This is a genomic window from Bradyrhizobium sp. UFLA05-153, assembly GCF_054185185.1.
In genome coordinates this window covers 14028-30899 of the sequence record NZ_JBBIAM010000113.1, presented here as the reverse complement: position 1 = coordinate 30899, position 16872 = coordinate 14028, and the positions used below count along the sequence as shown (strand labels likewise).

The window sequence follows — 16872 nt, the reverse complement described above, 5'->3', positions numbered from 1 at the left end:
CTCCAGACTCACCGATATCGAACTCGGCGCCGAAATCGGAGCGGCTGGAAATGTGGGTAATTGAAAGCTTCACCGGAGGGATACGGTCTCAGTGTCCACCACTGTTCGTACAAGCTACATTTTCTCGTCACAGATACGGCAGGTTCTGCTTGATTGTCCTCGACAACACAAATCTTCTCAGCGCGAAATATTTCCATGAGTCCGCCACCTGTCCGAGGTGACCGAAGTTGGAAACCACGAGCTGTTGCAGCAGGAAAACTGGGAGAACTGGGTACGAAGTGGCGACAAATTTGCGATTGTACACGGAGCAAATTAAGACGCGCCAGTAAATGTTGATGACACTTTTACCTGGATAGCCCGTTAGGATGAACCCACGTAGCGATCGTCAATCCTCATCAGACTAGCGTTAGGCTGCCGACCCCCGAAAGCGGGCTGGGAAATACGATAGTGGGTGCCCTCGCGGGCCAGCCACCTGCACTTTCCAAGTAGGTGGCCAAGGGTCGGCCAGGCGATATTCGCAAATTTACGGAACATAAGCGGAAAACTGTCGGAGAAAAAGGCCTGCCTCACACTCCTAAAAGAAAACTCTGATTAGGGGCGTCGAACAGGCCGACGCCGTGCGGGGATCTTTCCCGCACGAATTTGGTTGTAACTGTCCAGCCCCTCCCCGAGCCCGTCGCCCCGGTCGATCAAGGTCTCGCTTTGGAAACGGCTCGATCAAAAGTCGCTAGCCGGCTAGCCGCGCGGAGCGGCGCCCGCCGGGCGCGAAGAACATGCGCTTGAACTTGTTGACGGCGCGGAAGGCGAAACGGATCCCGATCGGAGCGGTTTGGCGCATGAAGGCGATCTTTCTCACATAGCCTTCGACATGCCATTTGGCGTGCGCACCCTGGCGAAAGAAGATGACGTCGCCGACGCCGTAGCGTTTCGGGGGCATGCCCTCGCTTTCGAGCACGATCGAGCCTTCGAGGATTATGATGGTCTCGTCGAGGTCGTAGTACCAGTTGAACTTACCCTCGGTGCAGGACCAGATCATGGTTTTGGCGGTGCCGCACGCACTGGTCGACAGCACGTGCGCGCGCGCTTCCGGATTGCCTTCAATGATCTGCGATCCATCGATCGGTGACGACTTGAGATCCACATTGCAATGGCCAGTTTCAATCAATGCAAACGACATCAATCACCTCACAAAATTGGATGAATTGTACACAGACTTCAAAAGCAGTCCCGGTGAGAGGCCTAGTTGCAAAAGCATCCCAGCGAAGGCTAGTTGCCGCTGCAGGATCATATGTTGCGTAAGCAATATGAAGACGCCATTTTGTCGCAATCCAAGATTGCGGCGACAGACCAGCAAGAAGCCTAACTGCTCTGATGTAGCGCAAAAGGAGTGCTCCTTTTTAGCAATCTTTTAGCCGGACTCATTCGTTTAGAACTATCCGGCGCAGCGGGCTTACGTACCCCTCCGGGCCGGGAGAGCAGTATCCGTGTTCTTGGCGAGGTCGCGTTACTGGGCTGGACAAATTGCGGCGGAGTCAGCAACGCCAGAAGACCACCCGGACTGAGGCTGCGGCTTTATAGGAGTTGTTGCGCATGCCCCGATCGCCATCGATCGAAGATGCGGACCATGACACGTACCTCGTATTGCTGGGGGCGTTCGGCGGATGGCTAGGCCGTGCCTGGCGCGAGATCGGACGCGAACAGTATACCTATCGCGAGACGCTGATCCGTGACCTCTTGGACGGAGTGTATACCGATCCCGTTCGCATCGTCGCCTTCAACAGCGCCGAAGGATGGTCGCGAGATGTCACGACCGAAATAGCCGCCGAACTGAGGCAGTGCTACGCCAAAGGGGAAGATCTGCCGCGCTCTATACAGCATTTGTTAGAGATGGCCAGGCAGCGTTGATCTTTGCCGCTCGAGGGCCCCCGCATTGCTTGTGGCTGCGGCGCGGCTGCCGCCGGCCCAGAGGTACAGAATGACTTAGCAAATTCTGAGCGCTTCGACGTCTCAAAGGCGTCGGCCACAGGCGCCCTGAAACCACTCCACAAATCCGTGCGACACGGTGGGTGATCTTCCCCCGAAAAAATGGACAGAGTTAAGCGGCTTTTAGCTCCATCTCGATCGGGCTGATATAGCCGATGGCGGAGTGACGACGCTTTCGATTGTAGAAGTCCTCGATGTAAGCAAAGATATCGCGTCTGGCTTCCTCGCGTGTTTCATAATGCTGGTGATGGACGAGTTCTGTTTTGAGCGTGTGGAAGAAACTCTCCATCGGCGCGTTATCATAGCAATCGGCCTTGCGGCTCATCGAGGCGCGAAAACCGGCGAACTGCATCATCTTGCGATACTCCGCCGGAGCATATTGGGCGGATTCAAGCCGTCGTCGCAACACCCGAACGAAGGAGGTTGCGATGGGCATTCGAAAGCGACGATCACACCGTTCTGGACGAGCGCCGTTGCCGTCACCGGGACGACCGCCAGTAGCGGGGCGATCTGCACTCCAGCGATTTTGGTTGGGGATCGCGCAGGGGATGACCAGCGAAGATGCTGCATTGGCGGCTGGTATGTCGCAGCCTGTCGGAACCAGATTGTTCCGACAGGCGGGCGGCATGGCACCAGCGATGTTCAGAACTTCGACCAAGCCGCCGTCCGGGCGGTACCTCTCGTTTGCGGAACGTGAGGAGATTGCACTTCTTCGCGTTCAGGGCCTTTCGAGCCGCGAGATCGGACGCCGACTTAGCCGATCCGCCTCGACCATCTCCCGTGAGCTACGACGCAATGCCGCGACGCGCAGCGGCGGCCTGGAGTATCGTGCGTCAACAGCCCAATGGCACGCCGAGCGATCGGCCCGTCGACCCAAACCGAGCAAGCTTGCGCTCAACACAACCTTGCGCACTTATGTGGAGCAGCGACTGGCCGGCGTCGTCACGACCCCGAGTGGCGCTGCCGTTCCTGGTCCCGCCGTTCCGTGGAAGGGCCGCCGGCATGGCCCGCGCAAGGATCGGCGATGGGCCAGGGCTTGGAGCCCAGAGCAGATTGGCCGACGCTTGCCGATCGACTTCCCGGACGACAAGACGATGCGCATCAGCCACGAAGCCATCTATCAAGCCCTCTTCGTTCAGGGGCGGGGAGCGCTACGCCGCGAACTGTCGGCCTGCTTGCGAACGGGGCGCATGTTGCGGGTCCCCAGGGCGCGTGTACGCAGGCGAGGCAAGAGCTTTGTCTCGCCGGAGATCATGATCAGTCAACGTCCCGCCGAAGCGGCCGATCGCGCGGTGCCGGGTCACTGGGAGGGAGACCTCATCCTTGGTCTTGGCAGCTCGGCGATCGGCACGCTGGTTGAGCGTACGACACGCTTCACGATGTTGCTGCATCTTCCCCGGCTTGCGGGGCATGGCGAAGCTCCGCGCATGAAGAATGGGCCTGCTCTCGCAGGACACGGAGCTGAAGCGGTGCGCGACGCGATTACGCGCACCATCATCAGCTTGCCCGAAGAGCTGCGTCGTTCGCTGACCTGGGATCAGGGAGCCGAAATGGCTCAGCACGATCGTCTTAAGATCGACGTGGGTGTCCAAATCTACTTCTGCGATCCGCAAAGCCCATGGCAGCGTGGCACCAACGAGAACACCAATGGGCTGCTGCGTCAGTACTTCCCGAAAGGCACCGACCTGAGCGTCCACAGCGCCGACGAGATCGCCGCCGTGGCCGCGGCCCTCAATGCTCGACCGAGAAAAACCCTGGGTTGGAAAACACCGGCAGAGGCGCTTGACGAGCTGCTATCGTGAGTGAACACAATCGGTGTTGCGACGACCGCTTGAATCCGCCTTGAACGCCAGGATCTGAATGGTGGATCAAGCCGGCGCCAGGCCGCTGTGTCGCAATGGCCATCGCCAGGGCCCATTGGCAGTTCGGCGCGCAAATGATCCGCCATCGCCCAGCCGACGATTTTGCGGCTGTAGAGATCCATCAGCGTGGCCAGATAGAGCCAGCCCTGATCGCTCTCGACGTAGGTGATGTCGGCGAGCCAGATCTGGTTCGGCGCGGCGGCGATGAAGTTGCGCTCGAGAAGGTTCGGGGCGCTCGGGAAATCGTGACGGTGTCGGTGGTGCGCACCCATTGTGGCCTCGCCACGATGGCCCTGATGCCGTGGCGGCGCATCAACCGCTCGATGCGACCACGACTGGCCCCGCGGCCCTGAGCCCTCAACTCGGCATGGACGCGCGGGCTGCCTTAGCGGCCATTGCTGTCGCGGTGAACCCGCTTGATATCTGACGAGCTCACGATTGGCGGCGGATCGCCGGCTCTCCGGGCGCGCCCACCAGGCATAATAGCCGGCCGGCGAGACACCGAGCACGCCGCACATGATCGTCACCTGATAGTCGGCGCGGCGATCTTCGATGAAGTGGAATCTCATTTCGGAACTCCAGCAAAGATCGCAATGGACTTTTTTAAAATATCGCGCTCCATACGCAGCCGCTCGTTCTCCCGCTGCAAACGAGCGATCTCCGCCGCGTGGTCCGCCGACGGCAGCGTCGCCTGCGTTGTGGGGCGCCGCGTCGGCGCCGTCGGCTCCAGCCGGCCCCCTCGCTGCTCCACCCACCGCCGCAGCACGGAATCGCGCAGGCCAAGCTCCCTGGCAACAGATCCAATCGAGCGCCCGCTCGACGCTACGAGATCAACCGCTTGCCCGCTTCTAGTCATCCGTAAACGACCGACGTTGACGTCCTTCCATCCGACACCTCCTGCCTCTTCGAGCCTACTACAAGTGTCCATCAATTCGGAGGAGGTTCAGGTGTGCTCCATGCCGCCAAGCGCGGCGATATCAGGCGCAGCAGCGAGGTGCAGCAACTCGAAATCGGCTAGCCGGGGGAACAAGGTGTGATTTGAGCCGAGAGATGACCAAACTACCTTCAGCACCGGGCGCCGGCCGCGCCGCAGGGGTGGTCATTCGAGAACCGGAAAAATTGGCGAAGCAAAAAACACCTGATCCAACTCGGCCAAGCCGCCAGATTGCCTCGGGAAACGGGACCATTTCTCCATGACAACCAGCAACCGCATCGTCCTCTCCAGCGACCACGTCGCCATTCAGCTCCGACAGGCCATTGCCGTTCATATCGCGGCGCACGGCTGGGTGGTGGTCGACATCGGACCGACGACGCCGGAGAGCACACACTATCCTAAGCACGGCGAAGCGGCGGCGCGGCTCGTCGCCTCCGGCGATTGCCGGTTTGGCATCATCCTATGCGGCACCGGCCAGGGCATCATGATGGCGGCGAACAAGGTAAAGGGCATCCGTTGCGGCGTCTGCGCCGACACATTCTCAGCCCGCATGATCCGCCAGCACAACGATGCCAACATGCTGTCGATCGGCGCGCGCGTGGTGGGCGAAGGGCTGGCGCTCGACATCGTGGACGCGTTCCTGACCGCCCAGTTCGAGGGCGGCCGGCATGCGACGCGGGTGGAGATGATTGAGGCGCTGGAGGGGTAGCGCCGCGGCGCGCAATTCGGTTCCAGCGCCTCAGGGCCAGTCGGCGAAATTAAGCGTCGGTTTGGAACGCCCGCTTCTGACGCGGGCGGCAACCCGCTTCTGCCAAGCGCCTGGCGCCTCGCCCGTGTGCTTGCTGAAGAAGCGACTGAAATAGGCAGTGTCCTTGAAGCCAAGCGCAAACGCGATTTGCTTGACTGTGGCAGTACCAGCTTCCAGTCGCGCGGCGGCTTCCTTGACGACACGCTGCTGGATCAACGCGCTTGGCGATCGCTTCAGCTCACGAGTGCACAACGCATGCAGGCGATCCGGCGTCATGCCAAGAAAACCGGCATAATCGGCGACCCTCAAGTGCTGGTGATACCGCTCTTCGAGCAGCCTTCGGAAGCGGCTCAAAATCTCCGTGCTGCTGCCCTCCTCATCCGGATTGTGGTCGCCTGCGAAGAGACGCCAGAATCGCAGCGTGCACAACGTCAACTCCGCGGACATGATCGAGGCGGCGCCGCTGCGCGCGGGCGTTGAAATCTCGGATGCGATCGCCGCGATCGAACGCGACACGGTGGTGGTAAGATCGGGTTCAACCGGAAGCGCCAGGATTTCCCTTGCTCCTTCGAGCGCGAGATAAGCCGGCTCGGCCGAAGGTGGCAGGTAGCGATGCCATGCGCCTGATTTGAGGTGGAGCAGCCCCGCGGCAGTGCCCGCCAACACATCGAGATACGTCGCACAACCCGGAGGCAGCCAGGCAAGGACCGGACCAGCCAATACAGTTGTCTTGCCCTCGGCCGAGATCTCCGCGACGCCACCGCTGTGCACACAAAGCAGATGGATGAATGGTCGGAACGTCGTGGAGCCCAGCGCCCAACGTCGTGCCTCGTAGTGCGTTGCGATCACCTCGGCTCCGACGGCGGCAGGCCCGCCAGTTGCGACGACAGGCGCGGACCGGCTGACACCCGCGGCCCCTCGACGCAGTTCGCCTCGCGGACCAGAAATGTCCAATCTTTCGCCGGATTTGTCCATTGCGCGAGAAAAGCCCAAGGTGCTTGCTGGGTCAAGTCTTGGCCATGGCGGCTCGAACAAGCTGCCGAGAAGAAGCCGGGCGACAGGAAACGACCTGCTTTCATCGTTGCGAACAGCCGAGTGAAATCGGAGGGAGGATCGACATGTTTTCAGTGAACCGTCGAACGTTGCTGCGCCTCACCAGCTTGACCGCGATGACCGCGGCGCTGGCGACCTTTACGTCCTTCGCCGGCGCGCAAGAAAAAATCCGCGTCGGCTATGCGATTTCCAAGACCGGCCCTTATACCGGCGGGGCCAGCATCACAACGCTGCCCAATTACGAATTGTGGGTAAAGGATGTGAACGCGGCTGGCGGCATCAAGCTTGGCGATAAGCGACTGCCAGTCGAGGTCGTCGAGTATGACGACCGCAGCAGCTCGGAAGAGGCGGTGAAGGCGATCGAGCGCCTCGCCAACCAGGACAAGGTCGACTTCATTCTGCCGCCCTGGGGTACCGGTCTCAATCTGGCGGTCGGCCCGACCCTGAACAGGTTGGGCTACCCTCACCTCGCCGTCACCTCCGTCACGGACAAGGCGCCGGAGCTTGCGAAGCGCTGGTCGAATGCGACGTTCTGGCTCGGCACATCCGCGCAGATTTCCGAGGCGCTTGCCGACTTGCTGGGCAAGTTGAAGAACGAAGGCAAGATCGGCACCAACGTCGCGATGGTCAGCGTCGCCGATCAGTTCGGCATAGAGCTGGCCGCCGCCGGCCGAGAGGCCTTCAAAAAGCACGGCTTCACGCTCGCCTATGACAAGACCTATCCGCTGGGGTCGCAGGATCTCCAGCCGCTGCTGAATGATGCGATTGCCGCCAAGCCCGATGCGTTCATCGCCTTCAGCTATCCGCCCGACACGATCGCCCTGACCGAGCAGGCGCAGCTCCTGAAGTTCAACCCGAAGATCTTCTATGTCGGCGTCGGCACTGCCTTTCCGCTCTACAAGGGCAAGTTTGCCGCCAACAGCGACGGCGTGATGGGGATCGGCGGCTGGAACGCAGACTCCCCGCTTCTCAAGGACTATCTCGCACGCCACAAGACGGCGACCGGTAAGGAGCCGGATCGCTGGGCGAGCCCGATCACCTATGCGAGCCTCCAGGTGCTGCAGCAGGCGATCGAAAAGGTCGGCAAGGTGGATCGCGCTGCGGTTGCAGCCGAAATTCGCTCAGGCACGTTCGACACTATCATCGGCAAGGTCAAGTTGAAGGACGGCCTGCTTCAGGAGGTCTGGAGCGTCGGCCAGTGGCAGAACGGCGAGTTCTACGGGCTCGCGCCGACCACCCTGCCCGGTGCACGCACGCCCGTGGTGCCGAAGCCGCAGTGGCAGTGACGGCAACCTGGCGGGCAGGTCTCGTCGTGAGGCCTGCCCCCGCCGGCCAGTAGGACACCGCTTCATGTTGCTGTTCGATATCGTCCTGCCGGGCCTCGTGCTTGGGGGCATGTACGCCCTCATCGCACTCGGGCTGACACTGCAATACGGCGTCGCGCGCGTCATGAACCTCTCCTATGGCGAGTCGCTCATTGCGGCGGCGTTCGGTGCCCTGTCCCTCTACTCCGGTCTCGGATTGAGCCCGCTGGTTGCGCTGCTGCTCGCCGTTCCCTGCGCAGCGGCGCTGAACTGGCTGCTCTACCGGTTCCTGCTCGAACGTCTCATGCGGCGCGGCAAGGACCGCGGCGCCAAGGAGATCGACAGCATCCTCGTCACCTTCGGCATGCTGTTCGTCATCCAGGGCATCATGCTGCGGGGTCCTTCCCTCCACGGCCTCCGCGGAGGGCAAGCCCTCTTTGTTCGGTCGCTTCTCGGGTACTATAACCCCGTCCGAATTCTCAGCGTTCGGTGGCCAGTATTACAGCTACAGCTATCTCTCCATCCCCGTGGTCGTGCTCGGCACGACGCTCGCGGTTAACCGGCTCGTCGCGCTGCTGTTCGCGGCCGTGATCGGTACCGTCGTCTATCTGGCGCTGACGCGCACGCGGATCGGCACGGCGGTCCGCGCCATCGCGGTCGATCCCGGTGCGGCGCGGCTGGTCGGCATCGACGTGCCGTCCATGTCGGGCTTCGCCTTTGCCTGCGGCGGTGGTCTGGTCGCGATCGGCGGCGTGCTGGTCAGCATGTTCCTCACCTTCAACGCCTCGATGGGCGTTGTCTTCACCATGAAGGCGCTGGTGGTCGTCATCATGGGCGGCGTCGGCAACGTGATGGGCGCGCTGGTGGCCGGACTGATGCTCGGCGTCGTCGAGACCGCTGTCGCGCGATTGGTCGATCCCGGCCTGACGCTCGCCGCTACCTATGCGCTGTTCCTGGCGGTTCTGCTCATCAAGCCGACTGGCCTGTTCGGGAGGGCCGCCGCGTGAGCGCGAAGGCCGCCAGGACACTTGGATGGTGTGCGGCGCTCGCGCTCGCCGCGGCCGTCGCCGCATTGCCGCTCTATGCCAATGGCTATTATCTCGCGCTCGGCATCAGCGTCCTCTACTTCACGATCCTGGCGACCGCGTGGGCGATGTTCTCCGGGCCGACCCGATACATCTCGCTTGCGACTGTCGCCTTCTTCGGCATCGGCGCCTATACGGCCGCCGTCCTCGGCGAGACATGGTCCTGGCCTGTCGTGCTGCTGGCCGCCGCCGTGCTCGGCGCGCTGGTCGCCGCGATCACGGGTCTGTCCACGCTGCGTCTGTCCGGCATCTACTTCGTGATCTTCTCCTTTGGGCTCGCCGAGCTGATCCGCCAGCTCGTAATCTGGTACGAGGTCAACGTCCACAAATCCGTCGGCCGCTATCTCTTCAGCGCCGTGACGCAGGATGTGCTCTACTGGCAACTGCTCGGGCTCACCGCGCTCGTTTTCCTGACCGGCTTCCTGCTCGGCCGCTCGCGTTATGGCCTGGCGCTGCGCGCAATCGGCGCGGATGAGACGGCGGCCAGCCATTCCGGAATCGACGCCACCCGCATCAAGCTCGCGGTGTTCATCCTGAGCGCCATCTTCATGTCGGTGACGGGCGCGGTGATGGCGCCGCGCTGGACCTATATCGATCCGTCGATCGTGTTCAATCCGATGATCTCCTTCCAGGTCGTCATCATGGCGCTGCTCGGCGGCGCCGGCTCGCTATTCGGTCCGGTGCTCGGCGTGATCCCGCTGGTGCTGCTGTTCGAGGTTCTCACCGCGACGCTGCCGAACCATTTCAGTATCGTGCTCGGCGCGATCTTCGTGCTCATCGTCATGATGCTGCCGAAAGGTGTGATCGGGCTGGTTGCGCCCTGGTCGTGGTCGATACCGGCGAACGGCGCCTCCAGCGCTGCGCCTGTCCGCGACGAAAGCGGACCGCTGCTGCGCGTGGACGACGCCAGCAAGTCGTTCGGCGGCCTGCGCGCGGTCGACAAGGTCAGTTTCGAGGTCGCGCGGGGGCAGATCGTCGGCATCATCGGTCCCAACGGCTCCGGCAAGACGACGCTGCTGAATCTCATGTCCGGCGCGCTGGTGCCGGCATCGGGCTCGATCCGGTTCGGCGGCACCATGATCGGCGGACTGAAGCCATACCGGATCGCCCGGCTCGGACTTGCCCGCACCTTCCAGCTGGTGCGGGTGATGTCGGATTTGACCGTGGCCGAGAACGTCGCGGCGGCTGCCTTGTTCAGCGCAGCGCCGGCAAAAGCGACGAGCCGCGAGGTGCTCGATCTCGTCGGGCTTGCACCGATGCACGACACGCCGGCCGGCGAGCTGACCTATATCGACCAGAAGCGGCTTGAGCTCGCGCGCGCACTCGCGCTCTCGCCGCAGTTGGTACTGCTCGACGAATGGCTCGCAGGCCTCAACCCGAGCGAGCTCGAGACCGGCATATCTCTGATCGCGAAGCTCCGCGACCGCGGCATGACCATCATCATGGTCGAGCATGTGATGGACGCGATCCGTGCGCTGTGCGGCCATTGCATCGTGATGAACGCCGGCAGCGTAATCGCGCGCGGCGTCCCCGACGATGTCCTGTCCGACCCCACGGTCGTGACCGCCTATCTGGGAGGCGCCGATGCTTGAGATCGCCGCCCTCTCGCACTTCTACGGCAAGCATCAGGCCTTGGCGGATGTGAGGCTCGACATCGCCAGTGGCGAGATCGTGGCGATCCTCGGCGCCAACGGCGCAGGAAAATCGACGCTGCTGAAGAGCATCGCCGGCCTCGTCACGCCGACGTCCGGCGCGCGCATCCGCTTCGAGGGAGCAGATATCGCAAAGCTGCCACCCCATCAGATCGTCGAGCGCGGCATCTCGCTGGTGCCGGAGGGGCGAGCCGTCTTCGGCGAGCTGACGGTTGCGGAGAATCTGCAGCTCGGCGCCTACCCTGCCCGGGCCCGCGCCGGTGAAGAGCAGCGGCTTGCCAAGGTGCTCGCGCTGTTCCCGCGCCTGACCGAACGCATGACCCAGGCCGTGCGGACGATGAGCGGCGGCGAGCAGCAGATGGTCGCGATTGGCCGCGCTCTGATGTCGAACCCTGTCCTGCTGCTGCTCGACGAGCCCTCGCTCGGTCTCTCGCCCTTGCTCAGCCGCGAGGTGTTTCGCGCGCTGGCGCAGATCCGCGACGGCGGCGTCAGCGTACTGCTCGTCGAGCAGAACGCGCGCGCCAGTCTCGACATCGCCGACCGGGTCTATCTGATCGAGTCCGGCCGCAACGCGGGCACGGGTTCGGCAAGCGACATGAAGAACAATCCCGACATTCAGCGCGCCTATCTCGGCAAGGCGCGCGCGCCGACCACCGCGTCACAGCCATCCCCGTAACCATGGAGCGTCCCATGAACGCAATCGACCTTCTCATCGGCGGCAAGGACCAACAGGCGACCAACCAGCGCACCTTCCAGCGGCGTAATCCTATCAGCGACGAGGTCGCGACCATCGTAGCCGCGGCCTCGATCGACGACGCCATGCGCGCCGCCGATGCCGCCGCCGCAGCCTTCCCGGCCTGGTCGCAGCTCGGCCCCTCCGAGCGCCGCAAGCGCCTTAGCGCTGCGGCCGACATCCTCGCGCGCCGCGCGCCGGAATTCACGGAGCTGATGGTCGCCGAGACCGGTGCCACCGCCGGCTGGGCGGGCTTCAACGTCCATCTCGCCGAGGGCATGCTGCGCGAAGCGGCTGCGATGACGACGCAGATCTCGGGCGAGATCATCCCGACCGACAAGCCCGACAACCTCGCTATGGCGTTCCGCCAGCCGGTCGGTGTCGTGCTCGGAATCGCGCCTTGGAACGCGCCTGTCATCCTCGGCGTGCGTTCCGTCGCGATGCCGCTCGCCTGCGGCAATACGGTGGTGCTGAAGGCGTCGGAGATGGCCCCGGGCGTGCATCGGCTGATCGGCAGCTGCCTCACTGAGGCCGGCCTCGGTGACGGCGTCGTCAATGTCGTGACCAATGCGCCTGAAGACGCACAGGCGGTGGTCGAAGCGCTCATCGCGCATCCGGCGGTACGGCGAGTGAACTTCACCGGCTCGACCCGGGTCGGCCGTCTCATCGCGCTCGCTTGTGCGAAGCATCTGAAGCGCGCCTTGCTCGAGCTGGGCGGCAAGGCACCGCTCGTCATCCTTGACGACGCCGACCTCGATGCGGCCGTGAACGCGGCCGCCTTCGGCGCCTTCATGAACCAGGGCCAGATCTGCATGTCGACCGAGCGCATTGTGGTCGACGACAAGGTCGCCGACGCGTTCATCGCCAAGTTCGCCGCGAAGGCAAAGGGTCTGCCCTATGGCGATCCGCGCAAGGGCAATGTCGTGCTGGGCTCGCTGGTCAGCGCTGCCGCCTGCGACCGTGTCGGCGGCCTGATTGACGATGCCGTCGCCAAAGGCGCCGTAATCGCGGCCGGCGGCCGCGGCAAGGGCACGATCATGCCAGCTACAATCGTCGACCGCGTCACGCCGGCAATGCGCGTCTATGGCGAGGAGAGCTTCGGCCCCGTGGTCACTGTGGTCCGCGTCAGCGGCGTCGATGAGGCTGTGCGCGTCGCCAACGACACCGAATACGGCCTCTCCTCCGCCGTATTCGGCCGCGACATCCCGCGCGCGCTCGCGGTTGCCAAGCGCATCGAGGCCGGCATCTGCCATATCAACGCGCCCACCGTGCACGACGAGCCGCAGATGCCGTTCGGCGGTACCAAAGCGTCAGGCTACGGCCGCTTTGGCGGCAAGGCCGCGATCGATGAGTTTACCGAGCTGCGCTGGATTACGGTGCAGACCGGGCCGCGGCATTATCCATTTTGAAGGGCGCGACTGAATATCTGCAAAGGAGCCCAAGAGGAGATGCGCCACCACCCGGTTTCGTGAGTGATTTCAGGCCGGGCGGGCGATCTGGCTGGGGCGGGAGGGATCGAACCTCCGAATGGCGGAATCAAAACCTGCTTGATTATTCAACGATTTCAGGCCGCGTTTGGAAAAAATGGCCGGATTCGCTTCTAGTAATATCAATTGCTTAGCAGGCATTTCCAAATAGGGAAGCGCCTCTCCGAGCGAGGATCGTACCCGACTGCACGGGACTGCTCGCGTGAGAGTGCTTCACCGCTAGGTATTTAGTCCCGGCATTTGCTGGAGCGGATTCAGTTGAATCGTTCTGGCTGGGAAGTCCACCATTTGCAGATGTATTCGTAAGGCGTGAGGCCCTTCAGGGTCTTCAGCTGCCGAGCGTAGTTCACTACACCCGATATTTGCTCGCGTAGTGCTTTCCGAGAATCTTGCGGGTCTCCTCCGTAAGGCGCTTGTTACCAAGCGTCGGAGGCCGGGCGCTGGGCTTTCGCACCTTCAGCCAATCGTTCCTCGTCTCCGTTTCCTTTGTAGGCCCATCGCAGCAAATCGAGTCGTAACGGAGCCGCCCTCATTTATGTCATTCGGCCTGCAATATTGACGCCCTAAGCCGGGGGATCGGCGTCCAAAATTTGGGAGCCGATTGACATTCAAGGAGCGGGAACGGAAGAGCGCCGAGAAGCGCAAGCGGGAGGAAGCCCAGCAGAAGGAGCGGCAGGCCAAGCTGGAAGAGCGCAGGGGCAACCCTAAAACACCGCTCGACGCCTACCGCAATTGGATGGAAACGTGCCCTCACCCGTCCGGTTCGAAGAAGCGCAGGGAATGGAAGCAGACCAATCCGCTGGTGTTCAACGGCATCACCTACGTCAACCATTGGTCGCCTCAACGGTCCAACAGCGGCAAGACCACCCGCTGGCGTGGATGGTTGAGAGGATCTGACAGTAGCCACTACGAAATCATGGATGAGCACGTCAACAACCGGCGCAACGATCCCAAGCGAAACTGGGGGCTTCCTGAGTAATCAGGCTGGCGTCCCGAGGGCATCGAAGGCTGCCCTGCCATCGGTAGGTGATCGTCAGGACATTAGCGGATCGCGGAGGGCCTCGGCGTGCGATGACCGATACGCCGCCACAAAGCCCTGCCCGAGTTGTGGGAAACCCATGATCGTTGTGTCGTCCGAGGACAAGAAGTTCGGGTCCCGAAATGGGCGCATTGGATTGGCTACTTCTCGACCGCTCCCGTCCAGTCCTTGAAGCCGCCGACGTTATAGACCTTCTCGTATCCCATATCCTTGAGCACCTTGCCAGCCAACGCCGACCGGCCGCCCGAGGCGCAATAGAGGATCACGGTCTTCCCCTTGTCGAAGCTCTTGTCATGGTACGGCGACTCGGGATCGGCTCGAAATTCCAGCATTCCCCGGGAAACATTTAAGGCTCCCGCGACCTTGCCGCTTGTGGCCACTTCCGGTGCATCCCGAACGTCAAGGATAAGCGTATTACCCGCCTTGATCATGTCGGCAGCTTGGTCGGGCGTAATTTTGGGAACTGCGGCATTGGCAGCTTCGAGCATTTGTTTGACGTTTGTTGCCATCGGACACTCTCCGTTTCCGCCATTCGACCACAATAGCACTGCGGGCCAGGAACGTCTGCGAGGTGTTGCGGAACTTGGTAGGCTGGCGGCGGCTTGCCCTTGAAGTTAGCAGTTCGAAGCTGAGGGGGTGGGCTCGCTCGCAGGGGCTCGGTGCGCGCGGAGAGGCTCATCAAGGTCCAAGGCTTCCCCGCGTCGAGGCTCGAGCTTGCTTCTTACCCGTGCCCGTTCATGCAGGATGCCACCGCCCCCGGGTACCGCAGTGGTCACCGGCGTCTCGATTGAGACCCGCGAGAACACTTGCCTCCGAGTTCCACCTTCGTACAAGATGCGATCAGGAGCGGGCTTTACCATGGAGCCAGCACAACCACCTCGGGTCGGACGTAGGCTGGCGGCAATTGTGGCCGCAGACGTTGCCGGTTACTCGCGGCTCATGGGGCTCGACGAGGTCGGCACCGCCCGAACACTCCTCGAACACCGCAAGGTTACCGATTCCCTCGTGGCGAAGCACGGGGGTCGTCTCGTGAAGACCACGGGGGACGGCGTGCTCCTTGAGTTCCCCTCGGTGGTCGATGCGGTCGAATGCGCCGTGGCGGTGCAAGCCGTGATGGCCGAGCGCAACCAAGGCGTCCCTGAGGACCGGCGTATGCTGCTTCGGATAGGGATCAACCTCGGCGACATTCTGATCGACGGGGAAGACATTCTTGGTGATGGTGTCAACATCGCGGCTCGGCTTGAGGGGATCGCCGAACCGGGCGCTATCTGCATCTCGTCATCCGCTTTTGAACAGGTTCGCGACAAGGTCCCGGTGGATTTCGCCGACCTTGGCGAGCAGGCACTCAAGAACATCGCTCGGCCGATCCGTGCCTATGCGATTGGCCTGAGCGCGAATGCACGTCGGCCCGCCCCGCTGTCGACTTCGGCTCCCCGTCTGTCCATCGTGGTGCTGCCGTTTGCCAACATTGGCGGCGGCCCCGATCAAGATTATTTTGTCGATGGGGTGACGGAGAGCTTGACTACGGACTTGTCGCGCATCAACGGCGCATTCGTAATAGCGCGCAACACCGCGTTCACGTTCAAGGGCAAAGCTGTCAACGTGAAGCAGGTCGGGCGCGAGTTGAACGTTCGCTATGTGCTGGAAGGCTCGGTGCAGCGAGGCGGCGACCGGCTTCGGGTGAACGTGCAACTGATCGACGCCGAAAGCGGCAATCACTTATGGGCCGAGCGTTTCGACAAAACCGTCGTCGATTTGTTCGATATGCAAGACGAAATTGCTGCGCACGTGGCGCGGCAACTCGACACCGCGTTGATTGCCGCTGAGGCCCGCCGCGCCGCGCAATCGACAATACCCGACTCGACAGACCTCTATTTTCAAGGAATGGCGTGGGCAAACAAGGGAATAACTCCTAACCATCTGATGCAAGCCCATGGTTTCTTCGAGCGCGCTCTGGCGCTTGACCCCGATAATGTTGAGGCACTCATCGGTACCGCTGGGGTCGAAATTACCTTGGCGGGCGCGTATACCACCGATGATCGAGCCGCACGCCTTGCGGCGGCCAGTGCAGCTTTAACCAAGGCTCTCTCACTCGCGCCCAATCATGCGCTGGCGCATCTGTTTTTGGGGCGCCTCCTAATTTTTTCGAACCGCGGACACCAGGCCATCGCCGAATGCGAACGGGCATTGGCTCTGGACAGGAATTTGGCGGCCGCTCACGCTACGATCGGTCTGGCCAAGTTCTTCATCGGTCGCAGCGAGGAAACCGAGGCTCATGTCCGCGAAGCGCTCCGTCTCAGTCCTCGCGACACGTTTGCCTTCAGTTGGATAGCCTCGGCTGGCGTTGCCAAACTCTATCTCGGCGACGACAGGGAGGCGGTCACGTGGCTCCGCCACGCGATCGAAATCAATCGAAATCTTCCCAACGCCTATTTCTATCTCGCCGCCGCCCTATCCAATCTCGGTCAGGTCAATGAAGCGGAAGTCGCGGTGACGAAAGGGCTCGCGATCAACCCTACCTATACAATCAACGGCTTCCGCACTGGCCCGTCGAGCGATAATCCAACGTTTCTTGCTCAGCGCGAACGCATTTACAAGGGTATGCAAATGGCCGGGGTGCCGGAAGGGTGAGGGCTTAGGGATTGGGGCACACATGTCAGACCCTACGAAAGTCAGCCGACGCCTTGTCGCCGTCTTCGCAGCAGATGTGGAAGGCTACAGCCGCCTCATGGGCACCGATGAGGTCGGCACGCTCAAGGGCCTGACCGAACGGCGCGCAATCCTCGACAGGTGCATTGGTGATCACAGGGGCCGCATAGCCAATACGGCTGGCGATAGTGTCCTTGCGGAGTTCGGAAGCGCTGCGGACGTCGTGCACTGCGCGGTAGAGGCGCAGGCTGCCTTGGCCGAAGCGAACTCCAATCTCCCGTTAGACAAGCACATCAACTTTCGCATTGGTATCCACGTCGGTGACGTGATGGTGCGCGGGTGA

Annotated in this window: 14 protein-coding genes and 5 pseudogenes; 11 read left to right on the top strand and 8 right to left on the bottom strand. The window is 62.3% G+C overall.

What is annotated here, in order from left to right; genetic code table 11:
* Positions 1-727 precede the first annotated feature (727 nt).
* The gene (locus Q2941_RS40585) at positions 728-1177 is read right to left on the bottom strand and encodes a cupin domain-containing protein (RefSeq protein ID WP_458195994.1); all 450 of its coding nucleotides are present in this window, start codon (positions 1175-1177) and stop codon (positions 728-730) included.
* 413 nt (positions 1178-1590) lie between these two features.
* On the opposite strand from Q2941_RS40585, the gene Q2941_RS40580 reads away from it, so the two are divergent.
* A complete protein-coding gene (locus Q2941_RS40580) occupies positions 1591-1905 on the top strand; it encodes a hypothetical protein (protein WP_458195993.1) in 315 nt (104 codons plus the stop codon).
* Positions 1906-2095: 190 nt separating this feature from the next.
* On the opposite strand, the pseudogene Q2941_RS40575 reads toward Q2941_RS40580, so the two are convergent.
* Positions 2096-2368, bottom strand: a pseudogene (locus Q2941_RS40575) (IS3 family transposase); the annotation flags it as partial.
* 43 nt (positions 2369-2411) lie between these two features.
* On the opposite strand from Q2941_RS40575, the gene Q2941_RS40570 reads away from it, so the two are divergent.
* Positions 2412-3785: an IS30 family transposase gene (locus Q2941_RS40570; protein ID WP_458195992.1), complete on the top strand. Its 1374-nt coding sequence runs from the start codon at positions 2412-2414 to the stop codon at positions 3783-3785.
* A gap of 137 nt (positions 3786-3922) precedes the next feature.
* On the opposite strand, the pseudogene Q2941_RS40565 reads toward Q2941_RS40570, so the two are convergent.
* The 3 genes and pseudogenes from Q2941_RS40565 to Q2941_RS40555 form a co-directional block, all read right to left on the bottom strand.
* Positions 3923-4117 (bottom strand): annotated as a pseudogene (locus Q2941_RS40565) (DDE-type integrase/transposase/recombinase); the annotation flags it as partial.
* Between the two features lie 14 nt (positions 4118-4131).
* Positions 4132-4218 (bottom strand): annotated as a pseudogene (locus Q2941_RS40560) (IS3 family transposase); the annotation flags it as partial.
* Between the two features lie 192 nt (positions 4219-4410).
* Positions 4411-4701, bottom strand: a complete 291-nt coding sequence (locus tag Q2941_RS40555) for a transposase (RefSeq protein WP_458195998.1) — start codon at positions 4699-4701, stop codon at positions 4411-4413.
* A gap of 337 nt (positions 4702-5038) precedes the next feature.
* Here Q2941_RS40555 and rpiB point away from each other — a divergent pair, with 337 nt between their 5' ends.
* Positions 5039-5488 carry a ribose 5-phosphate isomerase B gene (rpiB, locus tag Q2941_RS40550; protein ID WP_458195991.1) on the top strand — a complete coding sequence of 150 codons (450 nt, stop codon included), beginning with the start codon at positions 5039-5041 and terminating at the stop codon, positions 5486-5488.
* A 30-nt stretch (positions 5489-5518) separates the two neighbouring features.
* Here the strand turns inward: rpiB and Q2941_RS40545 are convergent, their stop codons facing one another.
* Positions 5519-6376, bottom strand: a complete 858-nt coding sequence (locus Q2941_RS40545; protein WP_458195990.1) for a helix-turn-helix domain-containing protein — start codon at positions 6374-6376, stop codon at positions 5519-5521.
* 269 nt (positions 6377-6645) lie between these two features.
* Between Q2941_RS40545 and Q2941_RS40540 the strand changes: the two genes are divergently transcribed.
* From Q2941_RS40540 to Q2941_RS40520, 5 genes and pseudogenes are all read left to right on the top strand, one after another.
* Positions 6646-7866, top strand: a complete 1221-nt coding sequence (locus tag Q2941_RS40540; protein ID WP_458195989.1) for an amino acid ABC transporter substrate-binding protein — start codon at positions 6646-6648, stop codon at positions 7864-7866.
* Between the two features lie 64 nt (positions 7867-7930).
* Positions 7931-8891 (top strand): annotated as a pseudogene (locus tag Q2941_RS40535) (branched-chain amino acid ABC transporter permease).
* The gene (locus Q2941_RS40530) at positions 8888-10561 is read left to right on the top strand and encodes a branched-chain amino acid ABC transporter ATP-binding protein/permease (protein WP_027527796.1); all 1674 of its coding nucleotides are present in this window, start codon (positions 8888-8890) and stop codon (positions 10559-10561) included. Before Q2941_RS40535 ends, Q2941_RS40530 begins: the two are co-directional and overlap by 4 nt.
* Positions 10554-11297 (top strand): ABC transporter ATP-binding protein, encoded by a 744-nt coding sequence (locus tag Q2941_RS40525; RefSeq protein ID WP_458195988.1) that lies wholly within the window; start codon positions 10554-10556, stop codon positions 11295-11297. Before Q2941_RS40530 ends, Q2941_RS40525 begins: the two co-directional genes overlap by 8 nt.
* A 14-nt stretch (positions 11298-11311) precedes the next feature.
* Positions 11312-12763, top strand: a complete 1452-nt coding sequence (locus tag Q2941_RS40520; protein WP_458195987.1) for an aldehyde dehydrogenase — start codon at positions 11312-11314, stop codon at positions 12761-12763.
* A gap of 297 nt (positions 12764-13060) precedes the next feature.
* On the opposite strand, the pseudogene Q2941_RS40515 reads toward Q2941_RS40520, so the two are convergent.
* Positions 13061-13182, bottom strand: a pseudogene (locus tag Q2941_RS40515) (IS481 family transposase); the annotation flags it as partial.
* Between the two features lie 260 nt (positions 13183-13442).
* Between Q2941_RS40515 and Q2941_RS40510 the strand changes: the two are divergent.
* The gene (locus tag Q2941_RS40510; protein ID WP_458195986.1) at positions 13443-13820 is read left to right on the top strand and encodes a hypothetical protein; all 378 of its coding nucleotides are present in this window, start codon (positions 13443-13445) and stop codon (positions 13818-13820) included.
* Between the two features lie 200 nt (positions 13821-14020).
* Here Q2941_RS40510 and Q2941_RS40505 read toward each other — a convergent pair whose 3' ends face one another.
* The gene (locus Q2941_RS40505; protein WP_027527792.1) at positions 14021-14389 is read right to left on the bottom strand and encodes a rhodanese-like domain-containing protein; all 369 of its coding nucleotides are present in this window, start codon (positions 14387-14389) and stop codon (positions 14021-14023) included.
* Between the two features lie 349 nt (positions 14390-14738).
* Between Q2941_RS40505 and Q2941_RS40500 the strand changes: the two genes are divergently transcribed.
* Entirely contained in the window at positions 14739-16511 is a 1773-nt protein-coding gene (locus Q2941_RS40500) for a tetratricopeptide repeat protein (RefSeq protein WP_458195985.1), read from the top strand.
* A gap of 22 nt (positions 16512-16533) precedes the next feature.
* The gene (locus tag Q2941_RS40495) at positions 16534-16872 is read left to right on the top strand and encodes an adenylate/guanylate cyclase domain-containing protein (protein WP_458195984.1); all 339 of its coding nucleotides are present in this window, start codon (positions 16534-16536) and stop codon (positions 16870-16872) included.